The organism is Actinospongiicola halichondriae, from assembly GCF_049103745.1.
GTDB classification, from domain to species: domain Bacteria; phylum Actinomycetota; class Acidimicrobiia; order Acidimicrobiales; family Salinilacustritrichaceae; genus Salinilacustrithrix; species Salinilacustrithrix halichondriae.
On record NZ_CP171622.1, the window covers coordinates 3,588,282 to 3,611,603 of the forward strand.

Consider the following 23,322-nt stretch of genomic DNA (forward strand, 5'->3'; position numbering starts at 1 on the left):
GCGACGGCCGCCCCACAGATCGACGCCGCCGAGCGACCAACTCAGCAGGCGTTGACCAGCACGTAGTGCCCCGAGTCCTGCGTCTGGTTCGGGCCGCCCGCACCGGGAGGGTGGTCGACGGCGGTGACACGGATGTCGGCCGACACGGCGTTGTTGTCGCCGGTCACCGATCCCGAGTCGAACGGTCCGAACGAGCCGGTCCAGGTCGATCCGTTCCAGGTGAGCTGTCGAGTCCGCACGACCTCGCCCTGCACGTGCATCGTCGCCGTGACCGTCATCGGCGACGCGTCGGTCACCACTGCGGTCACCGTCACCACCTCGGGACCGCAGCCGCCCGACTCGTGGATCGTGTCGGGTGTGACCGTGACGGACCCGAACACCGGCACGTCGTTGTCCGGCGGCGGTGGCGGGGCCGAAGTGGTGGTGGTCGTCGTCTCGCTCGGCGCCGGCGGGACAGGGGCTGGACCCGGGCTCACGGTCTGGCTCGGCACGGACGACGCCGCGCCGATCGCCAGGCCATCGGGTTCGGATTCGGGTGTGGTCTCCGCAGGTTCCTCCGTGGTCGTCGTCGAGACACCCGTCGTGGCCGGATCGCGCTCGGGACGATCGGTCGTCGACGTCGTGGCGCCGGGTGTCGGGGCCGCGGCGACCTGGCGTCGTTCCTCCTGGCCGCCGGCGAAGACCAGCACGGTGATCACCAGTGCGATGACCGCCGCCACCGCCGCCCCGAGCAGAGGTCGGCGCGCACGCCGCTCGGTCGGGAACCCGTCGGGGTCGTGGCCGAACGCTCCGGCACCGGGAGCCGGAGCATCGCCGATCGAGGAGATGACTCGGGAGCGCAGGGCCGCCGGCGCCGGAGCGAGGGGGAGCGCGAGGCCGAGGACCAGAGGGTTGGCGCTCCTCCCCCGCTCGTCGCACACGCCGCACGCTCGGAGGTGACGCGCCACCCGCTTGCGCACGACGGACGAGAACGCGCCGTCCCACGAACCCAACAGTTCGGCGAGCGTCGCGCAGTCCGTCCGGCCGGTCCTCGCGACATGGAGCGCGGTGATGGCCGAACCCAGGTGCTCGCGCATCCGCGCCAGCACGACGTGGAGCTGCGAGTGGTCGACGCCCGCCGCGCTGGCGAGATCCCTCCCCTCGATCTGCTGCACCAGGCTGAGCTCGAGGAGCGCCTTGTCACGCGAGTTGAGGCTCGCGGCCGCGTCCCAGACGACGCGCGAGAGCGCGTCGCTGTCGGCACCCGCGTCGGGTTCGGCATCGGTGGAGGCAACGTCGGTCATGGTCTCGACCGGTCTCGCTCGAGCACGGCGCTTCCCCCGACGGATCGACTCGTGCCGAGCGATCGCCAGCAGCCACGGTCCGACGCGGTCCGGGTCCCGCAGCTGGTCGAGTCGGTCCCACGCGACCAGGAACGTGTCGTGAAGGGCGTCGCCCGCCTCGTGCGCGTCGCCGTCGAGGACCCGCGTGCACAGGCTGTGCACGCGATCCGACCAGCGGTCGTACAGGTCGGCGAACGCACTGTCATCACCGCTCCTGGCCCGCTCGACCAGAACCGCGTCTGTTGTCCCTGTCTCCACCCTGATCTCCCGCCGACGATCGGCGGCGACTGTACCCGGGGCGCGCGCGGCCGCCCGTGCCATCGGGTTCGGACTCGCGCACCATCCTCATCAGTGGTCAGAGGCGGCCGCGGTCCGCGACCGAACACTTTTCGCGGCGGGCAGCCGCCGGGGTCAGATCGGCGTGACCGCCATGTCGTTCGTCGTCCCACCCGCCGTCGGCGTGCAGGCGTACTGGCCCGCCGGAAGCGCGGCGAGCAGTCCGAGACACCGGCCGGCAGCGCGCTGACCGAACGCGTTGGGGTGCAGCGACTCCTGGGCATCGCCCTGGCTGTATCCGGTGTTCAGCCACCGGACCCACTCGTGCTGGGCCTCGTTCGGCGACGTCGTCACATGACTGCGCTGGGTCGAGCAGACCTCACGGCCCTGCATCGCATCCTGCATGTCGAGGAACTCGACGCCCTCGGCCGCAGCGACGGCGCGGAGGTTGTCGCTGATCTGGGGGACGAGCGAGTCGCGGGCCCAGTTCGCGTCGCTGTTCCAGAACGGACAGCCGCCGTCGTCCCAGCGACTCCAGCCGGACTCCGGGTAGCGGTTCTCCGACGCACGCGGGATCGGCGACGGGTACGAACGGAGCACGAGCCGGTAGGTCCCCGGCGCCTGCCCAGCTGCGCTCAGGGCGGAACGGATGTCGTCGATCGATTCGGACACGCCGGCCATCGCCGCGGGCATCCTCGCATCGACGTTGGGCTGCTCGTCCCCGGCGCAGGTGTTCTTCCACCACCACGGGCTCGTGAACCAGTCGGTCGTGCAGCTGATGATGATGTCGGAGAAGCCGAGGTCGTTGCCCCCGATCGACAGGACGACCATCTCGACGTCGTGGGTCGCAGCGACCGCCGCGAGTTGGTCGGCCTGCGGGGCATACCCGTTCTGCGACGTGCCACCGGCGCGGACGTTGGCGGTCACCGCACCGGAGCATGCGAGGTTGATCGAGGCGTCGACCGCGATGCCGGTGGTGTGGATGTCGGCGACGTCCGAGCGATGACAGCCGTTGGCGTCGGTCCCGTCGACGTAGACGCTGCCCACGTCGTACCCGGAGCCGGTCCACGCCCGATCGGTGCCACTGCGACTGCCGTCGTTGTTCGGGCTGTTGCCGTCCCAACGTCCGGCTTCACCGGAGATGTACGAGTCGCCCAGCGACACGATCGCCGTCGGCAACTCGACCGGCGGCGGGTTCTTCGGGGGTCGCTTCCGACCCTTCGCTGCGGTGGCCGGACCGGCCGTCGAGACGACGAGCGCCGCGACCGCGACCGTGGCGAGCAGGACCTTGCGCATGAAATCCCCCTGGAGTGGCTGCACTCGGAGTGAACCACATCCAGGGGGTGTCGGGGTCAGACCATCTGTGTGGTCTCGAGCACCAACCCGTCGTCGACGACGTCGAGTGCGGCGACGTCGCCGTCGGCCAACCGACCGTCGAGGATGGCGCCGGCAATGCGGTCGGCGACCTCGGTCTGGATGACCCGCTTGAGCGGCCGGGCTCCGTACGCCGGGTCGTAGCCCATCGCCGCGAGCTTCACCTTGGCGGCGTCGGAGACGTCGAGGGTGATGCGCTTGGCCGTGAGACGGCTGCGGATCGAGTCCAGCTGGATGTCGACGATCGGCGCCAGGTCGGCCTCGGTGAGTTCACGGAAGCGAACGATGTCGTCGATGCGGTTCACGAACTCGGGACGCAGGTGGTCACGCGGATCGCCCACCATGTTCGAGGTCATGATCAGCACGGTGTTCGAGAAGTCGACGGTGCGACCCTGGCCGTCGGTGAGGCGGCCGTCGTCGAGCACCTGCAACAAGATGTTGAACACGTCGTTGTGGGCCTTCTCGAGTTCGTCGAGGAGGACGACCGAGTACGGACGACGACGGACGGCCTCGGTGAGCTGGCCGCCCTCGTCGTAGCCGACGTATCCCGGAGGGGCACCGACCAGGCGCGACACGGAGTGCTTCTCCATGTACTCCGACATGTCGATGCGGACCATGGCCCGTTCGTCGTCGAAGAGGAAGTCGGCGAGCGTGCGGGCCAGTTCGGTCTTGCCAACGCCGGTGGGGCCGAGGAACAGGAACGAACCGATCGGACGGTTGGGGTCGGACAGGCCGGCGCGGCTGCGACGGATGGCGTTGGCGACCGCGGTGACGGCCTCGTCCTGGCCGATCACGCGTTGGTGCAACACGTCCTCCATCCGGACGAGCTTGGCCATCTCGCCCTCCATGAGGCGGGCGACGGGCACTCCCGTCCAGCGGCTGACGATCTCGGCGATGTCCTCCTCGTCGACCTCCTCCTTCAGCATCCGGGACTCCGACTGCAGCTCGGCCAAGGCCGCAGTGGCCTCGTCGATCTGGCGCTGCAGTTCGGGGATCCGCCCGTAGCGGATCTCGGCCGCCTTCTCGAGGTCGGCTTCGCGTTCGAGGCCCTCCTCGAGGGTCTGGAGTTCTTCCTTGAGGCCACGGATGGTGCCGATGGCCTGCTTCTCGCGGTCCCAGTGGACGAGCATCCCGTCGCGTTCCTCACGCAGGTTCGCGAGCTCCTCGTCGAGATCGTCGAGGCGGGCGACCGACTGGGTGTCGACCGACCCCTCGCCGGCGTCGCGAGCGAGCGCGACCCGCTCGATCTCGAGCTGACGGATACGTCGTTCGACCACGTCGATCTCGGTGGGCAGCGAGTCGATCTCGATGCGCAGCTTCGACGCGGCCTCGTCCATGAGGTCGATCGCCTTGTCGGGGAGGAAGCGCCCGGTGAGGTAACGATCGGAGAGCTGGGCTGCGGCGACGAGGGCAGCATCCTGGATGCGCACGCCGTGGTGGACCTCGTATCGCTCCTTGAGACCGCGGAGGATGGCGACGGAGTCCTCGACCGAGGGCTCGCCGACCATCACCTGCTGGAAGCGACGTTCGAGTGCGGGGTCCTTCTCGACATACTTGCGGTACTCGTCGAGCGTCGTGGCGCCGATCATGCGCAGCTCACCGCGAGCGAGCATCGGCTTGAGCATGTCGCCGGCGCCGGTCGAACCCTCGGAGGCACCGGCACCCACGACCGTGTGCATCTCGTCGATGAAGGTGATGACCTGGCCGTCGGAGTCGGTGATCTCCTTGAGCACGGCCTTGAGGCGCTCCTCGAACTCGCCGCGGTACTTGGCGCCGGCGACCATCGCGCTGACGTCGAGGCTGACGACGCGCTTGTCCTGGAGCGAGGTGGGGACGTCGCCGTCGGCGATCCTGCGGGCGAGTCCTTCGACGGCGGCCGTCTTGCCGACACCCGGCTCACCGATGAGGACCGGGTTGTTCTTGGTGCGGCGACTGAGGACCTGGATGACGCGACGGATCTCCTCGTCGCGACCGATGACCGGATCGAGCTTGCCGGCGCGTGCGGCGGCCGTGAGGTCGCGCCCGTAGCGCTCGAGCGCCTGGTACTGGTCCTCGGGGTTCTGGCTGGTGACCCGGTGGCTGCCCCGGACCTCGCGCAGAGCGTGCAGGAGGTCCTCCTTGGTCGAGCCCACGGCCTCGGCGAGGGCGAGGAGGAGGTGCTCGACCGACAGGTACTCGTCGCCGAGTTCGGTCCGGGCCTCGTCGGCCGCCGTCATCACCGACTGGAGGTCGCGTGACAGCCGTGCCTCGGATCCCCCGTAGGCCTTGGGGAGCTTGGCCACCGCCTCGTCGGCGTTGTTCTGCACGCTGCGCGAGTCGATGCCCACCTTCTCGAGGATGGGCAGCGTGATGCCCCCGTCGGTCTGGCGGACCAGGGACGCGAGGAGGTGATCGGGCGTGACCTCGGGGTTGTTGAGCGACTTGGCCTGCTCGACCGCAGCCGAGAACGCCTCTTGGGTCTTCAGAGTCCACTTGTTCGGGTCCAGAGCCATGACGACAGCCTATCCCCACTCAGGAAACTTGACTACAGGACACTCAACTTTGTCTGCCGAACGAACCGCTCGCCGGGCGCGGGACGGACGCCGACACTCACCACGGGTGTCGGCGTCCTCCGGCATCGGAGCAGCGCATCGCACGACGCCTCCCTGAGTCGTCGCTGACACTGCTCCTCTTCGGCGCTGGATCGACCCCCTGTCCGAGTCGACCGCAGTTCCAAACACCACGATAAGGAGTCGTCTCACCACTGTCAGTAGGCCATTCGGCTTCTCTTCTCCTCCGGTGGCTCGCCTGAGGTGGCTCGCTTCAGGTGAAGGCGCGGCGGAGCGTCTCGACATAGTCGTCGGCGACCGACCGGACCCTGGTGTCGTCGAGACGGGTGAAGGCGATCGCCGGATCGCCGTTGGGGTCGAACGGTGCCGAGTCGAGATGACGGAGCACCAGGGTGACGAGGGAGATGACGATGTCGGGATCGACGTCGGCCCGGAACTCACCGCGTTCGGCGGCGAGGTCCACGAGCGGGCGGAGCACCTGTTCGAAGTGCGCGTTGGCGACGCCGCGGACGGCGGCACGAGCGGCGTCGTCGATCTCGTTCGCCACGGCGAACGCCATCCGCCGCTCACGGGGGTGGTCGCGGAAGTAGTCGATCCACCGGTGCACGATCCGACCCATGAGGTCGAAGAACGGCATCCCCGCATCGAGGTCGGCGACGATCGCTCGTTCGATGCGGGTCGACCCCTCGTCGCAGACCATCGCGAACAGGTCGAGCTTGTCGTCGAAGTACTGGAACAACGAGCCCTTCGCGACGCCGGCGTCGCGGGCGATCACGTTGAGGCTCCCGGCCGAGAACCCGCGGCTGCCGAACTCGGTCATGGCGGCGTCGACGATCCGCTCCCGCTTGTCGTCGGGGAGGTTCGTCCACGTCGGCTTCGGCACGGGTGACGCCGGCTCTACCGCTCGGGGAGGTCGACCCGGCCGAACACGGTGACCTCCTGCCGGAGGGGGACCAGGTCTCGGCGGTACTGGCGGTGCGTCGACTCGACCGCGCGGTCGGCGGCGATGCGTGCCTCGGCGAGCTCGGCCTGCAGGCGTTCGACCTCGGCCTCGAGCGCCATCACCCGCTTGACGCCGGCGAGGTTCAATCCGTCGTCGGTGAGCTCGGAGACCCGGCGCAACATCTCGATGTCGGCATCGGAGTAGCGGCGGCTGCCGCCACTGGTCCGGGCCGGGTCGACGAGGCCCTTGCGTTCGTAGATGCGCAACGTCTGGGGGTGCACACCGGCCAGCTCGGCCGCGACCGAGATGACGTACACGGCTCGCTTCTCGGATCTCGACATTTACATCACACCCCCAGGTGGCTGCGCGGCGACTCCTCGGAGAGGTCGGCGAGCGCCTCGATCGCCTTGCGCTCGTCCTTGGACAGCTTGGCAGGAACCGCCACCTCGATGGTGACGAGGAGCGAACCCTTCGAGCCCTTCCGTTCGACGCCCCGTCCCGAGAGCCGGAAGACCTTGCCCGAGCGGGTGCCGGCCGGGACCTTGATCTTCACCGGTTCGCCGCCGAGCGTGGGAACCAGGATCTCGGCGCCGAGCGCGGCCTCGGGGAACGTCACGGGAACCGTGACGGTGAGGTCGTCGCCCGACCGACCGAAGATCGGGTGGGTGCCGACGTCGACAGTGACCTCGAGGTCGCCGGGCGGGCCGCCGTTGCGACCGGGGCCGCCCCGACCCTTGAGCCGGATCTTCTGGCCCGAGCGCACTCCGGCCGGGATGCGGACCTTGATCTCGCGGGGCCGGTGCTCGACACCGCTGCCCCGGCAGTTCGTGCAGGGATCGGTGATGGTCACACCACGTCCCTGACAGGTGGGGCAGGGCTGCGAGAACGAGAAGAAGCCCTGGTTGTCGTCGCGTACGCCCCGACCCCCGCAGTCGGTACAGACCAGCGGAGTCGAGCCCGGCTCGGAACCGTTGCCGGCGCAGCGGCTGCATGCCGCCTCCGACGTGAGGTGCACAGCCGTGGTCAGGCCGTTGACCGCGTCCTCGAAGCCGAGATGCAGCGATGCGGCGAGGTCGGCGCCCCGCTGCGGGCCGGCGCCGCGACTGCCCCGACCGCCACGACTGCCCTGGCCGCGGTTGAACAGCCCGCCGAAGATGTCGCCGAGGTCGCCCACGTCGCCGGTGTCGAATCGGAAACCGCCGGGGCCGCCCGCGCCGCCCATGCCACTCACCGGGTTGCGCCGGACCTCGTCGTACTCCTTGCGCTTGGCCTCGTCGCCGAGCACGTCGTACGCCGCCGACGCCTCCTTGAAGCGGTCCTCGGCGGCGTCGTCGCCAGGGTGCTTGTCGGGATGGTTCTCGCGCGCCAGCTTGCGGTACGCCTTGGTGATCTCGGCCTTGGTGGCGGACTCCGAGACGCCGAGCGTCTTGTAGTAGTCCTTCTCGAACCATTCACGTTGCGGTGCCATCGGTGTCCTTCACCTCCTCCTCCGAACAGAAAATCTCGTTCCTGGCTCACACCAGGTGTGATCCGGCGACGGGATTTTGGTGTCAGCCGGCGACCTTGACCATGGCCGGACGGATCACGCGGCCGTTCCACTGGTAGCCGGTCCGGAGGACCTCGGTGACGACGGGCTGGTCCCGTTCGTCGTCGGGGTCGCCCGGCTCGTGCACCACGGCTTCTGCGACGTTGGGATCGAACTCGGCGCCGACCGGGTCGACCCGCTCGAGGCCTTCCTTCTCGAGGAAGCCGTAGAGCTGCGCGGCCACGGCCTCCACATCAGCACGGTCGTGTTCATGTCCCTGGGCTCGGGCGGCGTCGATCGCGTCGAGCACCGGGAGCAGACGTTCGACGAAGCTGCCCTGGGTGCGGGCGACCTCGTCGGCGATCCGCTTCTGCGAGAGCTTGCGGAAGTTGTCGAAGTCGGCCGCGGCGCGTTGGTAGGCGTCGAGGAACTGGTCGCGCTCGGCGACCAGTGCGTCGAGTTGCCCGACCGTGATCTCGGCCGGGGCCTCGAGGTCGACCTCGATGTCGGGGAAGTCGACCTCTTCGGCCTCGGCGGCGGGCTCTGCAGAACCATCGTCGGACGGTTCTTCGGTGGGTTCGTCAGTGGGTTCGTCGCTCATCGGAGCCGGATCACTCGTCCTCGTCGACGATCTCGGCGTCGACGACCTCGTCGTCGTCGGCCGAGGTGGCGCCCGCACCTGCACCCGAACCCGGGTACTCGGCGTCGGACTGCGCCGCCGACTCGTAGAGCTTCTGGGTGAAGTCCTGCGAGCTGGTCATGAGGTTCTCGGTGGCCTGCTTGATCTCGGCCACGTCCTCACCCGACAGCGCGGTCTTGAGCGCCGCGAGGGTGTCCTCGACCTTGGTCTTGTCGTCGCCCTCGAGCTTGTCGCCCTGGTCCTTGAGCAACTTCTCGGTCTGGTACACGAGGTTCTCGCCCTGGTTGCGGGCCTCGGCCTCGTCGCGACGCTTGGTGTCCTCCTCGGCATGTGCCTCGGCGTCCTTGACCATGCGCTCGATGTCGTCCTTGGCGAGCGAGCTCTGACCGGTGATGGTCATCGACTGCTCCTTGTCGGTCGCCCGGTCCTTGGCCGACACGTGGACGATGCCGTTGGCGTCGATGTCGAAGGTGACCTCGATCTGGGGCACGCCACGGGGGGCCGGGGGCAGGTCGACGAGCTGGAACTTGCCGAGCGTCTTGTTGAACTGGCTCATCTCGCGCTCGCCCTGGAGGACGTGGATCTCGACCGACGGCTGCATGTCCTCGGCGGTCGTGAACACCTCGGTCCGCTTGGTGGGGATCGTGGTGTTGCGCTCGATGAGGCGGGTCATGACGCCACCCTTGGTCTCGATGCCGAGGGACAGCGGCGTGACGTCGAGCAGGAGGACGTCCTTGACGTCGCCCTTGAGCACGCCGGCCTGGACGGCGGCGCCGATGGCGACGACCTCGTCGGGGTTGACGCCCTTGTGGGGCTCGTTGCCGGTGAACTCGGTGACCATCTCGGTCACGGCGGGCATGCGTGTCGAGCCGCCCACGAGGATCACGTGGTCGAGGTCGCCCTTGTTCATGCCGGCGTCCTTGAGCGCCTGCTCGAACGGCTCCTTGCAACGCTCGAGGAGATCGGCGGTGAGCTCCTGGAACTTGGCTCGGGTGAGCTGCTCGTCGAGGTGGAGCGGACCGTCCTGCGTCGCGGTGATGAACGGCAGGTTGATCTGGGTCGACTGGACCTGGCTCAGCTCGATCTTGGCCTTCTCGGCCGCTTCCTTGAGGCGCTGGTTGGCCATGTTGTCCTTGGACAGGTCGACCGAGTGGGCCGCCTTGAACTGATCGACCAACCAGTCCATGACCCGCTGGTCCCAGTCGTCGCCACCGAGGTTGGTGTCGCCGTGGGTCGACTTGACCTCGAACACGCCGTCGCCGATCTCGAGGACCGACACGTCGAAGGTGCCGCCGCCCAGGTCGAACACGAGGATCGTCTGGTCGCCTTCACCCTCCTTGTCGAGGCCGTAGGCGAGCGCCGCGGCAGTGGGCTCGTTGATGATGCGGAGCACCTCGAGGCCGGCGATGGCGCCGGCTTCCTTGGTGGCGGTGCGCTGCGCGTCGTCGAAGTACGCGGGGACGGTGATGACCGCCTGGGTCACGGTGTCGCCCAGGTAGCTCTCGGCGTCTCGCTTCAGCTTCTGGAGCGTCCGGGCCGAGATCTCCTGCGGCGTGTAGTCCTTGCCGTCGATGTCGACGGTCCAGTCGCTGCCGACGTGGCGCTTGACCGAACGGATGGTGCGGTCCGGGTTGGTGATCGCCTGGCGCTTCGCGACCTCACCGACGAGGACCTCACCGCCCTTGGAGAAGGCGACGACGGACGGCGTGGTGCGTGCGCCCTCGCTGTTGGGGATGACGACAGGGTCGCCGGCCTCGAGGACCGCGACGACTGAGTTGGTGGTACCGAGGTCGATTCCGACGGCCTTGGGCATGGTTGTTGCCTCCAGTAGGAGCGGTGTGCAGATCGGGGGAAGAGTCCGAGACTGCCACGTCCACCCGGAGGTTTCCTGGCGCCTCGACAGAGGCCAGCATAAAACCTGAGTGTGTCATTGACAACTTTGGTCGCCGGGTTTCTTCCTGAGCGACGCCGGGTTTCTTCCCGAGCGACATCGCCCCGTCAACCGCCTGCGGCCACCGCCACGGTCGGGTCGGCACCCGGCTGCGGCTCGATCCGCAGCACCGCGATCACACGGTGGTCGTCGCGGCCGCTCACACGACGTGACGGGTCCGTGCCGTCGTCGAGCAACAGTTCGATGCCACCCTCGGCCAGTCCGTCGACCAACTCGGTGTAGCCGATGGTCCAACGGGCCGACCCCCGATGCTCGAGGCTGTCGATCGCCCAGCCCGCTCCCTGTTGGAGTGGCGTCGGGCAGAGGTTCCCGCGCCACCGCGGCCGCCAGGTCTCGAGGTCGATGCCTGCCGTGGCACCGAAGGACTGACCGATCCGCAGTGTGGTGTCGCTCTCCCTGCTGAAGAACGCCCCGTCGGCACAGTCGAGGCCGTAGTGGGCCGTGGCCCCGACGGGTTGCTGGTACGCCGGGAACAGGTCCTCGTTGGCGACGCTCGCCGAGAAGTGTCGTGGGATGAGACCGACCTTCTCCCACGGGAGGCCGAAGAACCCGGTGTAGCGATCGACCACCTCGAACTCGATGTGCACGGGCACCTCGAACGGCTCGGTCCGGGCGTCGCCGATCCCCCCGATCGGGTACACCGGCCACGAAGGCCTCGACGCGACGCGATCAGAGAACGCGTTCGACTGGCCGTCCTCGTCGGTGAGGACGATGTAGGCGTCGTACTGCGTGGCCGGACACAGGTCCCGGACCGCCAGCGCGAGGTGGGTCGGATCGGCCTCGTCCGGTGTGAGCGGTGCTGGGTTCAGCATCCCGCCTCGACACGGGGGGAGACCGCTGCCACCCGTGGACGTCGTGCTCGTGATGCGTTGACGCAGGTGGACGGTCCCACTGACCGGCCGATCGGCACGGACGTCGACCACGATGCTGCGTGCAGGATCGTCGGGGTTCGGTTCGACGCTCGACCGGCTGATCACGAGGGCGGGTCCGGCGTCGGCCGCCGACACGTCGGCGGCGGACTGCGGTCCGATGTCCCACGACGCCGTCCCTGCCGATGCTCGGCGGACTCGGAAGAGCCGGGTGCCCGTCGGCGCGCTGCCGTCCGGGCCGGCGTAGAACGCCATGAGCAACGCGTCGCACGGTTCCGTCGGACTCGGGCACCGGTCCTCGTCGAACACCTGCCGCGAGGTGAGGGGGGCACCGAGTTCGCCGTCGTACTCCCCACGGACGCCGAGGTCGAACGAGGCCAGCGGCTGGCGCACGGTGCAGATGTCGACGAACGCCTCGCGATCGCCGCCGACCGGCGGGACGCCGATCGCAGCGCCCGAACACCCGAGGTTCTGTCCTCCGGGCCCGGCGATCCACATGGACATCTCGTCGGGGACGACGGCATCGACACCGGGGAAGATCGGGCCGGCCGAGATCTCGTAGACCGTCGGATCCGGGACGACGACCGGGTACTCGTAGTGCGCGACCGCCGTCGGAGGGGTGGCGTCGGTCTCGACGTCGATGCACAGGTCGGCCGATGTGCCGTAGGGCGTCTCGTACCGCTGGACCGTGAGGTCGAAGTAACCGGTGAAGGGCTGCTGCATCCACGAGCGACCGACGCGCGGTCCGTGGGCGCGTTCCCATGCCTGCGGCGCCTCGTCACAACGCGAGACCTCCGGCATCGCCGGATCGCGAGGGATGAGCTTCGCCGACGCTCGCTCGTTCGACCGCACGTCGACCTGGATGCCGATTCGCTCCTGATCGATCTCGGAGACGAAGACGCCCCGCTCCGGGGAGTCCAATGCGTCGAGCAGGTCCACCAGGTCCGACGCCGACAGACGGAGGAGCGGAGCATCGGTACCTCCCTCCCCCTCGAGGGTCGCGATCGGCAGCGGGATCTCGTCCTGGACGCTGCGGGGGGTGGCGCCGTCCGCGATCACGAGGGCCTGGACGTCGATCGATGCCGCGAAGTCGTCGAGTCGGTCGAGCGCCGCACACGTCGGGTAGTAGGAGACCGGTCGAGCGCCGGCGGCGCCGAGCAGCGACGGAGGGATCGTGACCGGATCGCCCTCCGGCGCGAGTCCACGGAAGGGAACGGGGTCGCCGACGGGCGCTCCCGTCGGGTCGATCGCCTGTGCTGTCCCCCGTACCGAGGCCGGGAGCGAGGTGCCGAAGAGCAGCGACCGCTGACCGTCCTCGAGGTCGGGGGAATCGCCACACAGGACGTGGTGATCGTCGAAGACGAACGGACCGATGACGTCGACCGACGAACCGTCGTCGAGCGTCACCGTCGCCGGCTCGCCCTGGCACGGGTCGATCGAGGCCAGAGGCTCCTCGTCCTCGGGCGGGCCGTCGAACGACGGGATGTCGGACGGGGTCTCGTCGGCCGGATCGCCGTCAGTCGCTCCGGTGTCGACGCAGGGATCGACGAACGCCGAACGCTCGTCGGTCGACAGCTCGGGGATCTCGGCGAGGCGATCGGTCATCTGCTCGAGCCGGTCGGCCAGATCCGCCCGACACTGGTCGGGGTCCTCCGCAAGCGCGCAGGGATCGCCACCGGTGTCGTCGTCCTCGTCGACGACGATCTCGCCGTCGGACTGTCCGCCGATGCGCTCCAGCAGTGCTTCCAACAGTTCGTCGTCCACGCCAGGGGCGACACGATCGAGTTCGTCTCGACGCTCGCCCACCGCAGCGCGGCAGTCGTCGTCGCCGCAGGTGTCGACGGGGTCGGGGAGGCCGTCCGGCGCCGGCGGGACCTGCCGCGTCCCCTGGCCGACGACGACCGGCGCGAACGGCAAGCCGCTCGGTGGGGGTTCCTCGACGCCGTCGGGTGGCGGCTCGAGACCGTCCGGGCCAGGGTCGGCCGAGCCGGTCATCCCGGCGATGACCGACGCGTCGACCGGCGGACCGACGTAGACCGGATCGACGATCACCACGTCCTCGAGGTCGACCATGGGCGGAGGCACGACGCTCGTCGTGGTCGCCTCCGGTCCCGGCGACGGCGTCGCCGACTCGTCGTCGTCACCGAACACGGCGCCGGCAGCGACGCCGAGGACGACGGTGAGGACGAAGCCGGCGACTCCGACGAGGATGGTCTTGCGGTTCATCGTCCCGGCGCTCATCCGAAGAACCCGCAGTTGTGCAGCGTCACCGTCGTGTTCTTCGTGGTCGTCCCGCCGGGTCCGGTGGCTCGGACGGTCACGTTGATCGTCGCCGTGCCCGAACTGATCGTCGATTGACCGAACGATCCGAGGACGACCTGCCAGAAGTCGGACGACGTCTCGGACATGTTCTTCTGACCTTCGTTGCCCGCGACCGACCACGACATGGTCACCGAGTCGGCGTTGGTCGTCGTCGCCCGCACCAGCGAGGTCTTGGCGGTCGGTCCACCCTCGGCGCAGGCGTTGCCGTCGCCGCGGAGTTCGCTGATCGCCGAGGGACTCGGGGCCAGGAGGCTGAGCGCCGGCGCCGGCACCGTGGTGGTGGTCGTCGTCGTGGTGCTCTTCGGCTTGGTCGTCGTCGTGGCGTTCGGCTTGGTCGTCGCGGTGGTAGACGGCTTCGACGTCTGCGTCGTCTCCGACGTCGGTCGGGTGGTGGTCGTCTCGTCCGGTGCGGCGACCTCGGTGGTGTCGGGGTCGTCCTCGATCTCGTCGGGACCGGCGATCTGGAGGGCCTCGCCCTCGGCACACGGCATCGCCGGCAGGTCGCCGGTCTCGCCGTCGGGGACGACCTGCTCGGCCGCGATCCACACCGTCTCGCTCGGTTCGAGCGGCTTGCGCAGGGCCAGCCAACCATCGGCCGTGTCGTGGATGCCCACGGTCAAGATCCGGTCCCCGTCGTGGAGCTCGCCGAGCGCCTCGCCTCCGGGGCAGTCGAAGTAGATGGCCGAGGGGGTGATCCGCTCGTCGTCGGAGATGACGCCGTCGCCGTCGAGGTCGACGCCCGCGGGAGCGCCGACGGTGCCACCGACAGCATCGTCGGCGAACACGTTCTGTTGCACGGTCCAACCGACGCCGACCCCGACGGCGCCGAGGGCCACCGCCCCGGCGATCGCTGCGTTGCGGATCATGACCATTCTCCTTCCACCAGCGAGCACTCGCTGGTAGACGTCGTCTCTCGGTGAGGGTGCGGGCCATTCAGGCATCGACGGTCTTCCCCTCGGTCTCGTGCTCTGCCCATCGGTCGGCGTCGGGTCCGAGCTGCACGCGCATGGCGTCCAACCCTCGTGACCCGTGCGTCTTCACGGACCCGGGCGAGATCCGCAACGCTGCAGCCACGTCCTTCTCGGGGAAGCCCTCGAGGTAGCGCAACACGACGACCTCGCGCTGCCGCTTCGACAGCGCTCGGAGCGCGGTCGTCAGCGCCATACGTTCGGCGACGTCGGGTTCCACCCATGCCGCCTCGTCCCCTTCGCGATGCTCGATCCGCTTGTCCTTGCGGATGGCGTCGAGCGCGAGGTTCGACGCGACCCGCACGACCCAGCCCTCGCGCCAGTCGGCCGACCCGATCCTGCGCCAGTGCAGGTAGGCCCGCATCATCGCCTCGGCGGCGACGTCCTCCGATGCCGCCGCACTCGGGAGGAGTCGCCGCGCCGAGGCGAACGCCCGCGCGAAGAGGACGTCGAACGACTCCTCGAAGCCGGGGGGAGCACCAGTGCGAGATCGGGCCATCGGTCGTCATCACCCCCCAAACGGATCGGAGACCGGATCGGTTGACGTGGACGACGAGATCGCCGACCGGGTGCTGCGGCGCCGCAGACCGAGGATCATCGGCCCCACCGCGAGGGCCATCCCGACGAGCACGACGGCGCCTCGTTCGCCGGGTTCGGGGGCGCGGAGGGAAGCCATGGTCACGGATCACACCCCACCGCGACCCTCGGGGTATTGAGCACCTGTTGCTCAATTCGGGTCGGATGTCCCTTCGAGTCGCACGATCACGCCGGCCCGGGGATCACGGCTGTCGGGCGGGAGTTGTACCGTCGACCTCGTGACATCGGTGCTGGTTGGGCGGACCGCGGAGTCGGCGTGGCTCCGATCCACGTTGTCCGCGCCCGCATCGGCAGTGGTGATCACCGGGCCCGCAGGGGTGGGGAAGTCACGACTCGCCCGCGAGGTCTGCGACGACCTCGAGGCCGGGCACACCGTGCTCCGGGTGTTCGCGAGCGAGGCGGCCGGCGACGTGCCCTTCGGGGCGTTCGCCCACGTCGTACCGCCGCCCGAGTTCGGCTCGCCGGACCCCACGGCGATGCTCCGCACGGCGACCGAGCGCGTGCTCGAGCACTACGACGGCGACCCCGGTGTCCTCCTGGTCGACGATGCGCATCTCCTCGACCCGTCGTCGGTCGCGCTGCTCCATCACCTCGTGCACTCCTCGGCGCTGACCGTCGTGCTGACCGTCCGCTCCGGCGATCCCGCCCCACCCGATGTCGCCCGCCTGTGGGCCGACGATCGGGTCGACCTCCTCGAACTCGCCGACCTCGACGAGGCCGACACCGGGGCGCTGGTCACCGATCTCTGCGCTGGACCGGTCGACTCGACCACGGCGGACGAGATCTGGCGGGCGACACGGGGCAATCCGCTGTTCGTCCGGGAGTTGGTGACCGCGGCGCTGGCCGATCGACGCCTCCGTCTCGACGAAGGCCTCATCCGGCTCCAGGGCGAGCTGCGAGCACCGGACCGGCTGACCGAACTGGTCCACGCACAGCTGCTGGCCAATCACGCCGACGACTTCGACGCGCTCGAGTTCCTGGCCGTCACCGGACCGGTCGACCTCGATGCCTGCGCCGACGAGGTCGGCACCGACGCCGTCGACCGACTCGAGCGGGCCGGGGTCATCGCCGTGACGTTCTCCGGACCTGATGGCGGACAACCCGAACTCCGACTCGGCCATCCGCTGTACGAGGAGGCGTTGATCGAGACGATGTCGATCACCCGGCTCCGCTCGCTGCAGCGCCGCGCCGCCGAGTTGCTGAGCGGGTCGACCGGGCCGGCGTTCCGGTACCGCGAAGCCATGTTGCGGATCGAGTGCGGACTGCACGTCGACGGATCCGTCATCGAGCACGCCGCACACTACGCACTCGCCTGCTTCGACCGCGGGGCAGCCGAGCGGCTCGTCCGGTCGGCCGTCGAGACCGAGACCGATCCGTCGACCAGCATCGAGCTCGACCGCATCCTCGCCAAGCTGCTCCGCTGGACCGGACGTCACGACGAGGCCGAGGAGATCTTCCGGCGGACCGACGTGGCGACAGTCGACGACTCGCATGTCTTCGCCGAGCACCTGATCGCCCGATCGGAGAACCTGTTCCGGGGTCTTCTCGACGCCGACGCCGCCCATGCGCTCCTCGAGACCGCACAGGACGTTGCGCTCGAGGACGCCGACGCCGAGCGACTCGAGGCGTTCGATGCATCGCTCCTGCTGCTCGAGGCGCGGGTCACCGAGGCCGCTGCCGCAGCCGAGACGCTGATCGGTCGTGGGTCCGACCCCGCGGCGGCCGCGATGGCCGCGGTGGTGCTCGCCTACGCGCAGGGGCGAGCCGGGAAGTTCGCGCGAGCCGAGGACGCTGCCGACCTGGCCGAGGCGCTGGCGAAACGTCATCCCGGGGTGCTCGCCGACGACCCCACCGCTCCCTGGAGCGCTCGCTGTCTCGCGTTGGCCGACTCCGGCGCACTCGACCGCTGCGACGTCGGTCTCCGAGTCGGGCCGGCCGGCGGCGACTCGCTCGACCGCGTCCACTGGCAGGCCTGGCGGGAGTTGATCACCGCACGGGTCCAAGCCGCGCGCGGTCGAGTGTCGACGGCGGTGCTGCACGCCCGGAGCGCGGCGCTGAGCTTCCGGGATCACGAGGACCGAGCCCTCGAACGAGTGGCGTGGGCCGGTGTCGCCCGGATCGAGGGCCAGCGTGGCGTCGTCGCGACCGAGGCCATCGAGCGCGCCCACTCGATCGATCCCGGACCGTTCCGCCTCCTCGACTGCGAGATCGGGTGGTCGCACGCATGGGTCGCGATCGCGGAAGGTCGGATCACCGACGGCGTCGACCTCCTCCGCACGGCCGCCGGCGATGCCGAATCCACCGGCCAGTTCTCGATCGCGCTGGCGGTGACCCACGACATGCTCCGCGTCGAACCCGACGCCGACATCGCGACCGCCGTCGAGGCGTTGGCCGAGGTCGTCGGGGGTGACCTCGCGACGGCGCGCTCCGCCCACGCTCGGGCGGTGATCGACGGCGACATCCCCGCCTTCGAGCGTGCTGCCGAGGACTTCTCGACGGCCGGCGCGGCGTTGGTCGCAGCCGAGGTGTTGGCACAGGGTGCGGCGGTCGCACGCGCCGGCGGCGACCCGCGACGAGCGCGACTCCTGGCGACGCGGGCCATGGAGCATCACCGCCGATGTGAGGACGCCGCCACGCCAGCCCTCCGCTCGCTCCGCGAACCGATCGCGCTCACCCGGCGGGAGCGCGAGGTCGCCACCCAGGCGGCCAACGGGCTGACCGGCCCCGAGATCGCCGAGCGTCTCTTCCTCTCGGTGCGCACGGTCAACAACCATCTGCAGCGCGCCTACCAGAAGCTCGGCATCGAATCCCGCGCCGACCTGGCCGACGCGTTGCAGTTGGCGAAACGCCCGACGTGATCTCCCGTTGCGGCGATGCCGTGCAATGAGAGACTGCATCTCGATGGCACCGTTGGTCGAGATCCACGACCTCACCAAGACCTACTCCGGACGCAATGGCGAGGTGCGCGCGCTCGACGCGCTCACCGTCACCGTCGAGCCCGGACTGATCGGCCTGGTCGGCGCCAACGGTGCCGGGAAGTCGACGCTGTTCCGCATCCTGCTCGGGCTGAGCCGTCCCGACTCCGGAACGGTCCACGTCGCCGGGATCGACGTCGGCGCCGACCCGATCGGGGTCCGGTCCCGTCTGGGGTTCATGCCCGAGCACGACTGCCTCCCCACCGACCAGACCGCAGCCGACGTGGTGGCGACCCTCGGCGAACTCGCGGGACTGCCCGCACACGACGCCCGCCAGCGAGCCTCCGACGTGCTCGACCTGGTCGGTCTCGACGAGGCCCGGTTCCGTCCGATCGAGGGGTTCTCGACCGGCATGCGCCAGCGAGCCAAGCTCGCCCAGGCGCTGGTCGCCGATCCCGCGCTCGTCCTGCTCGACGAGCCGACGGCCGGCCTCGACCCGGCCGGCCGCCACGAGATGCTCGAGCTCGTCGCCCGTCTCGGACGCTTCGGCATCTCCGTGCTCATGGCCACGCACCTGCTCGACGACGTGCAGTCGACCTGCGACCAGGTGGTGATGATCGACGGCGGTCGACTCGTCGGCGCCGGCCGCACCGAGGATCTGCTGGAGACCAGCGGCGTCGTCCGCGTCGACGTCGGTGGCCACGGCGAGCGTCTCGTCGCTGCGCTCGGTGCCGGCGCCGTGCTGCTCCCGGACGGCTCGGTCGAAGTGCCCGTGACCGACGACTCGACGCTCGACGAGGTCGTCGCCGTCGTCGCCGAGGCCGGGCTGCCGCTCCACGCATTGTCGAGTCGGCGGGCGTCGCTCGACGGACTCTTCCTCGGGGACGACGGTCGATGAGCACCGTTCCCGGGCCGGCCTCCACGGGAGCGGTCTACGACCGCGGCTACCGGCCCTACGCCGGCGAACTCGGTGGACGCTCGGCGGCGCGCTTCGCGCTCTACCGGGCGTCGATGCGTCGCGCCGTCGGGCTCCGACGGTCGTGGAGACAGAAGTTCTTCCCCTGGCTCCTGCTCGCCGTTGCCTCGGTCCCGGCCATCGTGTGGGTCGGCGTCGCCTACATCACCCGCGACACGCCGGCCCAGGCCGTCGAGATCATCACCTACCGCGAATACCTCGGCGTCTCGACGGCGCTGTTGGTCTTCGTCGGTCTCGCCGCCCCCGACGTGTTGTGCCCCGATCGACGCAACCGGGCGCTCCCGCTGATCTTCTCGAGACCGCTGACCGGGACCGACTACGTGATCGCCAAGGTCGGCGCGATCGGCACCGTCGTCTTCCTCTTCAGCTTCCTCCCACAGGTCGTGCTCTACGTCGGGCAGATGCTCGTCAGCGACAGCGCGCTCGACTACGTGCGCGACAACCTCGACGTGCTCTGGCAGGTCCCGGTGGGCACCGTGGCCTTCGCGCTGTACTTCTCGTCGCTCTCGTGCGCCATCGCCTCGCTCACCACCCGGCGTCTCATCGCTGCGGCATCACTCCTGATCCTCCTGCTCGCCTCCTCCGCAGTCGCGGCCGGGCTGTCGGAGTCGACCGGGGCGCCCGACACCTCGAGCGGCTTCCAGATCGAGGACATCGAGTTCGGCGACGGCGCGGTGGGACCCGACATCGGCGGCGTCGACTTCGTTCCACGACAGACCGAGACCGGCGACTACTACGTCGTCGTCGAGAACCCCGACGGCAGCACGAGTCGCGCCGCGATCAGCTTCTTCGGAGAACCGAGTTCGCCGTGGGGTGCGGTCAACCTGCTCGCCGTTCCGCTGCACGTGCGCGACCTCATCTTCGAGGGCCAGGTCAGCGAGCCGTACCTCGCCGGTGTCGAGGGCAGCGGTCCGCTGGCGCTGGGGGTCTACGCGCTGGTGGTCGTCGGATCGCTCGGCCTGCTCGTGTGGCGCTACCGATGGCTCGAAGCATGAGCACGACGGAGACACCGGCCACGGCAGTCGACGGCGACCCGGCGTTCGTCGACGATCCGACCGTCGTCGTCGACGATGTCTCGGTCTGGTTCGGACAGAAGGTGGCACTGTCGGAGCTCTCGTGTTCCTTCGGCGCCGGCGTCACCGGTCTGCTGGGCCCCAACGGCGCAGGCAAGACGACCCTGATGCGAGCGGTCTGTGGCCTCATCGCCACCCGACAGGGAACGGTCGAGGTGCTCGGGGTCGATCCACGACGCGACCGCGACGTGCACGCTCGCGTCGCCATGGTCCCCGAAGAGGACGCGGTCCCCGGCGCCCTCAGCGCACGGGCGTTGGTCGAGTACCAGGCCCGGCTCTGTGGCGTGACCGACCGGTCGGCCATCGATGCCGCTCTGGCCACCGTCGACCTCGCCGACGTGGCCGATCGCTCGCTCGGCGGCTTCTCGAAAGGCATGCGCCAGCGAGGCAAGATCGCCGCCGCGCTCGTCACCGACCCTGCCGTGCTGGTCCTCGACGAACCCCTCAACGGCGCCGACCCCGTCCAGCGTGTCGCGCTCATCGAACTGTTCCACCGCCTCGGCGACGAGGGCCGGACCGTGATCGTGTCGAGCCACGTGCTCCACGAGGTCGAGCGCATGGCAACCCGTGTCGTGGTCGTCGTGCGCGGACGTCTCGCCGCCGCCGGTGACCGCCGGGCGATCCGCGACGCCATGGCCGACGTGCCGCGCCGGGTCCTGGTTCGCAGCGACGACGACCGCCGTCTGGCCGCCGACCTGATCGGGCTCGGCCCGGTGGTGTCGGTGACCGTGCAGCCCGCCACGTCCGGTGGCCCGGCTCCCGGCCTCACCGTGTCGACCACCAATGCCGGCGCGCTCGCCGTCGCGCTCCCGACGACGGCACGGGCACTCGGCATCCGTCTGCGCGAGGTCCTTCCGCTCGACGACTCGCTCGAGGCCATGTTCGAGGAGCTGACCCGATGACCGCCGCACCGTCGGTCCACGCAGGCGCCTGGACCCGCCGCTTGCCTGCCCTCGTCGCCTACGTCTTCCGCGCGTGCATGCCGCGCAAGCGACTGGCCGTCCTGCTCCTCCCCGCCTTCGTGATCGTGATGACGGGCGTGCTCAGCCAGACCGTGTCCGACGTCGCGGCCACCGAGTCGTTCGCTCGCATCGCCGACCAGATGATCTTCGGGCTCGCGCTGCCGCTGGGCGCGCTGGTCATCGGCGATGCCGTGCTCGGCGCCGAGGTGCGCAACGGGACCCTGGCGTTCTCGTGGCTCACCCCCACACGGTTCTGGGAACTCGCGTTCGCCCGTTGGCTCGGCGGGTGGATGCTGGCGCTGGTGACGCTCGTCCCGGCCGCGGCGCTGGCGACGGTCATCGCCGGGGTCACCGACCAGGCGGGTCCCATCGCTGTCGCTGCCGCCGCCGGCACCGCCGCCCACGTGGCCCTGTTCGTCTTCGTCGGCTGTGTGACCCGGCGGGCGGCGGTCTGGTCGCTCGCGATCGTGCTGCTCGGCGAACGCCTGCTCGGTGCGGCGCTCACCGGCATCGCGCAGCTGTCACCGACGTGGGAGGCCCGGGCCGTCTACGTCGCGTTGGCCGACGTCCCCGACGACCTGGTCCGCAGCGGAATTCCGTCGGGCTGGGGTGCCGTGGTGCGGCTCGCCGTCATCGCCGTCGTCCTCCTGGCGGGAACGACCTGGGGTCTCCGGCACCTCGAACTGACCGGCACGCGCGATTAGCGCCACCCGATCCCGACGGCAACGGCGACGATCGCCACCAACACGACGATCACCAGCAGGACCCACGGGTTGGGGCGTCCGTCGAGATCAGCCTGCACGGCGGGATCGAGCGCCGGTTCCGGCGCGGCCGTGGCGCCCATGCCGGAACCCGGTCCTGTCTCCGGCTCTGTCTCCGGCTCTGGCTCCGGCTCGGGCGGGACCTCGAGGGGAAACCCTCCGAGCGGCGTGAGCGGCGCTCGCTCGTAGGGAATCGGCGCAACGGGCAGACCCATGGCGCGTTGCGCGTCCTGGAGTTCCTGTCCGAGCGCGACCGCTGTCGCATACGGCGGGAGCAGCGCGTTGATGAACTCCGGTGGCGGGTCGGCGACCAGGTCGCGGACCGCGTCAGCGAGGGCGGCGATGTCCTCCCACACGGCGCTGGTCGCGTTCGGATCGGGCCCGGGGAGCGTCGGCTGATCGAAGCGAGATCGTGCGATCGTCGCGGCAGAGATGCAGCCGACGACGATCTCCTGCTCCTCGTGGATCCGCGCGAGTTGCCCACTCAGTTCGATGCCCCACTCCATCGCCTGGTTGACGGTCGCGCGGAGACCGTCCCAACTGCGCTCCGGCAAGGGCGCGACGAACTCGGGCTCCTCCCGATCGTCGCTCAACCGATGGCGGGATTGCTCGTGAGGTTCCAGATGATGGTGTCGAGGATCCGCTCTCGCATCTGGTCGTCGGCACCGACGAAGCGGAGCCCGTACTGCCGCAACGTCGCACCGCCTGGGGTCCGCCCGTAGAGCGACGACGTCTGCACGGTGGCCGCCTGCTCGATCGGCACGATGTGGTCGGGACCGGGGAGGTCGCACCGCACGACGACCTCGTCGCCGAGCGCCAGTTCCTGGGCGCAGATCAAGCCCACACCACCGGCCGACAGGTCGACGACCTTGCCCGCGACCGACCGCTGCTCTCCGCTGTCGAACGACGCGTCGAGCACGAGCGCCAAGCGGGTGTCGGTCCGGCGCGGCCGCCGATTGATGGTCACGGGCATCGCGAGTCCGAACGGTGCGTGGTCGTCGTCGCGCCGATCCGACACCACCGAGTCGAAGAAGTAGACGGCATCGTCAGGCCGGTCGAAGCGAGCAGTGACCAACTGGCCGACCGACAACGACAACATGCCGTCACGCCGAATCGGCAGGTCGATCCACAACGTCCGGCCGTCGACCTCGGTGAGATGGCACGTGTACCCACCCAACGAGTCGGTGAGATCCGAGACGCTCAGCGTCAGCCCTGGCTCCAGATACCGGTGACGAGCGGCGGTCTCCGACCGGCCCGCGCTCGGATCCTTGCCCGTGTCGACCTCCAACATCAGCCCTC

General features: G+C 69.7%; 19 protein-coding genes. 5 read left to right on the plus strand and 14 right to left on the minus strand.

Features of this window, described 5'->3' with window-relative positions; translation table 11 throughout:
- Positions 1 to 41: 41 nt before the first annotated feature.
- From AB8619_RS17840 to AB8619_RS17895, 12 genes are all read right to left on the minus strand, one after another.
- Positions 42 to 1,580: an RNA polymerase sigma factor gene (locus AB8619_RS17840; protein WP_436793974.1), complete on the minus strand. Its 1,539-nt coding sequence runs from the start codon at positions 1,578 to 1,580 to the stop codon at positions 42 to 44.
- Positions 1,581 to 1,733: 153 nt separating this feature from the next.
- Positions 1,734 to 2,894: a GDSL-type esterase/lipase family protein gene (locus AB8619_RS17845; RefSeq protein ID WP_436793975.1), complete on the minus strand. Its 1,161-nt coding sequence runs from the start codon at positions 2,892 to 2,894 to the stop codon at positions 1,734 to 1,736.
- 56 nt (positions 2,895 to 2,950) lie between these two features.
- Positions 2,951 to 5,458 carry an ATP-dependent Clp protease ATP-binding subunit gene (locus AB8619_RS17850; RefSeq protein ID WP_436796409.1) on the minus strand — a complete coding sequence of 836 codons (2,508 nt, stop codon included), beginning with the start codon at positions 5,456 to 5,458 and terminating at the stop codon, positions 2,951 to 2,953.
- Positions 5,459 to 5,774: 316 nt separating this feature from the next.
- A complete protein-coding gene (locus tag AB8619_RS17855; protein ID WP_436793976.1) occupies positions 5,775 to 6,404 on the minus strand; it encodes a TetR/AcrR family transcriptional regulator in 630 nt (209 codons plus the stop codon).
- Positions 6,405 to 6,418: 14 nt separating this feature from the next.
- Positions 6,419 to 6,805: a heat shock protein transcriptional repressor HspR gene (locus AB8619_RS17860; RefSeq protein WP_436793977.1), complete on the minus strand. Its 387-nt coding sequence runs from the start codon at positions 6,803 to 6,805 to the stop codon at positions 6,419 to 6,421.
- A gap of 5 nt (positions 6,806 to 6,810) precedes the next feature.
- A complete protein-coding gene (gene dnaJ, locus AB8619_RS17865; protein ID WP_436793978.1) occupies positions 6,811 to 7,932 on the minus strand; it encodes a molecular chaperone DnaJ in 1,122 nt (373 codons plus the stop codon).
- 82 nt (positions 7,933 to 8,014) lie between these two features.
- Entirely contained in the window at positions 8,015 to 8,590 is a 576-nt protein-coding gene (locus AB8619_RS17870) for a nucleotide exchange factor GrpE (RefSeq protein WP_436793979.1), read from the minus strand.
- 10 nt (positions 8,591 to 8,600) lie between these two features.
- Positions 8,601 to 10,442, minus strand: coding sequence for a molecular chaperone DnaK (dnaK, locus tag AB8619_RS17875; RefSeq protein ID WP_436793980.1), 1,842 nt, complete (start codon positions 10,440 to 10,442; stop codon positions 8,601 to 8,603).
- A 185-nt stretch (positions 10,443 to 10,627) separates the two neighbouring features.
- A complete protein-coding gene (locus AB8619_RS17880) occupies positions 10,628 to 13,690 on the minus strand; it encodes a hypothetical protein (protein ID WP_436793981.1) in 3,063 nt (1,020 codons plus the stop codon).
- Positions 13,687 to 14,637, minus strand: a complete 951-nt coding sequence (locus tag AB8619_RS17885) for a hypothetical protein (RefSeq protein WP_436793982.1) — start codon at positions 14,635 to 14,637, stop codon at positions 13,687 to 13,689. The genes AB8619_RS17880 and AB8619_RS17885 overlap by 4 nt, the downstream gene beginning before the upstream one ends.
- Before the next feature lie 67 nt (positions 14,638 to 14,704).
- Complete coding sequence (locus tag AB8619_RS17890) at positions 14,705 to 15,238, minus strand: RNA polymerase sigma factor (RefSeq protein WP_436793983.1); 534 nt, start codon at positions 15,236 to 15,238, stop codon at positions 14,705 to 14,707.
- 9 nt (positions 15,239 to 15,247) lie between these two features.
- The gene (locus AB8619_RS17895; protein WP_436793984.1) at positions 15,248 to 15,415 is read right to left on the minus strand and encodes a hypothetical protein; all 168 of its coding nucleotides are present in this window, start codon (positions 15,413 to 15,415) and stop codon (positions 15,248 to 15,250) included.
- A gap of 139 nt (positions 15,416 to 15,554) precedes the next feature.
- On the opposite strand from AB8619_RS17895, the gene AB8619_RS17900 reads away from it, so the two are divergent.
- The 5 genes from AB8619_RS17900 to AB8619_RS17920 are packed head-to-tail and all read left to right on the plus strand — an operon-like array spanning position 15,555 to position 21,966.
- Positions 15,555 to 18,194, plus strand: a complete 2,640-nt coding sequence (locus AB8619_RS17900; protein WP_436793985.1) for a LuxR C-terminal-related transcriptional regulator — start codon at positions 15,555 to 15,557, stop codon at positions 18,192 to 18,194.
- Positions 18,195 to 18,237: 43 nt separating this feature from the next.
- Positions 18,238 to 19,149 (plus strand): ABC transporter ATP-binding protein, encoded by a 912-nt coding sequence (locus tag AB8619_RS17905; RefSeq protein WP_436793986.1) that lies wholly within the window; start codon positions 18,238 to 18,240, stop codon positions 19,147 to 19,149.
- Positions 19,146 to 20,222 (plus strand): hypothetical protein, encoded by a 1,077-nt coding sequence (locus AB8619_RS17910; RefSeq protein WP_436793987.1) that lies wholly within the window; start codon positions 19,146 to 19,148, stop codon positions 20,220 to 20,222. The genes AB8619_RS17905 and AB8619_RS17910 overlap by 4 nt, the downstream gene beginning before the upstream one ends.
- Entirely contained in the window at positions 20,219 to 21,202 is a 984-nt protein-coding gene (locus AB8619_RS17915; protein ID WP_436793988.1) for an ABC transporter ATP-binding protein, read from the plus strand. The genes AB8619_RS17910 and AB8619_RS17915 overlap by 4 nt, the downstream gene beginning before the upstream one ends.
- Positions 21,199 to 21,966 carry a hypothetical protein gene (locus AB8619_RS17920; RefSeq protein ID WP_436793989.1) on the plus strand — a complete coding sequence of 256 codons (768 nt, stop codon included), beginning with the start codon at positions 21,199 to 21,201 and terminating at the stop codon, positions 21,964 to 21,966. The genes AB8619_RS17915 and AB8619_RS17920 overlap by 4 nt, the downstream gene beginning before the upstream one ends.
- Here AB8619_RS17920 and AB8619_RS17925 read toward each other — a convergent pair.
- Positions 21,963 to 22,616 carry a hypothetical protein gene (locus AB8619_RS17925; RefSeq protein ID WP_436793990.1) on the minus strand — a complete coding sequence of 218 codons (654 nt, stop codon included), beginning with the start codon at positions 22,614 to 22,616 and terminating at the stop codon, positions 21,963 to 21,965. The two genes, AB8619_RS17920 and AB8619_RS17925, sit on opposite strands and share 4 nt — an antisense overlap.
- On the minus strand, positions 22,613 to 23,314 hold the full coding sequence (locus AB8619_RS17930; RefSeq protein WP_436793991.1) for a flagellar brake protein: 702 nt from the start codon (positions 23,312 to 23,314) through the stop codon (positions 22,613 to 22,615). The genes AB8619_RS17925 and AB8619_RS17930 overlap by 4 nt, the downstream gene beginning before the upstream one ends.
- Between the last annotated feature and the right edge of the window lie 8 nt (positions 23,315 to 23,322).

Excerpts from the sequence above, each read along its gene's own strand:
- AB8619_RS17920 (WP_436793989.1), top strand. The coding sequence starts at position 21,199 with ATGACCGCCGCACCGTCGGTCCACGCAGGCGCCTGGACCCGCCGCTTG.
- AB8619_RS17880 (WP_436793981.1), bottom strand. The coding sequence starts at position 13,690 with ATGAGCGCCGGGACGATGAACCGCAAGACCATCCTCGTCGGAGTCGCC.
- AB8619_RS17860 (WP_436793977.1), bottom strand. The coding sequence starts at position 6,805 with ATGTCGAGATCCGAGAAGCGAGCCGTGTACGTCATCTCGGTCGCGGCC.
- AB8619_RS17885 (WP_436793982.1), bottom strand. The coding sequence starts at position 14,637 with ATGATCCGCAACGCAGCGATCGCCGGGGCGGTGGCCCTCGGCGCCGTC.
- AB8619_RS17930 (WP_436793991.1), bottom strand. The coding sequence starts at position 23,314 with ATGTTGGAGGTCGACACGGGCAAGGATCCGAGCGCGGGCCGGTCGGAG.
- AB8619_RS17870 (WP_436793979.1), bottom strand. The coding sequence starts at position 8,590 with ATGAGCGACGAACCCACTGACGAACCCACCGAAGAACCGTCCGACGAT.
- AB8619_RS17905 (WP_436793986.1), top strand. The coding sequence starts at position 18,238 with ATGGCACCGTTGGTCGAGATCCACGACCTCACCAAGACCTACTCCGGA.
- AB8619_RS17910 (WP_436793987.1), top strand. The coding sequence starts at position 19,146 with ATGAGCACCGTTCCCGGGCCGGCCTCCACGGGAGCGGTCTACGACCGC.
- AB8619_RS17895 (WP_436793984.1), bottom strand. The coding sequence starts at position 15,415 with ATGGCTTCCCTCCGCGCCCCCGAACCCGGCGAACGAGGCGCCGTCGTG.
- dnaK (WP_436793980.1), bottom strand. The coding sequence starts at position 10,442 with ATGCCCAAGGCCGTCGGAATCGACCTCGGTACCACCAACTCAGTCGTC.
- AB8619_RS17890 (WP_436793983.1), bottom strand. The coding sequence starts at position 15,238 with ATGGCCCGATCTCGCACTGGTGCTCCCCCCGGCTTCGAGGAGTCGTTC.
- AB8619_RS17845 (WP_436793975.1), bottom strand. The coding sequence starts at position 2,894 with ATGCGCAAGGTCCTGCTCGCCACGGTCGCGGTCGCGGCGCTCGTCGTC.
- AB8619_RS17915 (WP_436793988.1), top strand. The coding sequence starts at position 20,219 with ATGAGCACGACGGAGACACCGGCCACGGCAGTCGACGGCGACCCGGCG.
- dnaJ (WP_436793978.1), bottom strand. The coding sequence starts at position 7,932 with ATGGCACCGCAACGTGAATGGTTCGAGAAGGACTACTACAAGACGCTC.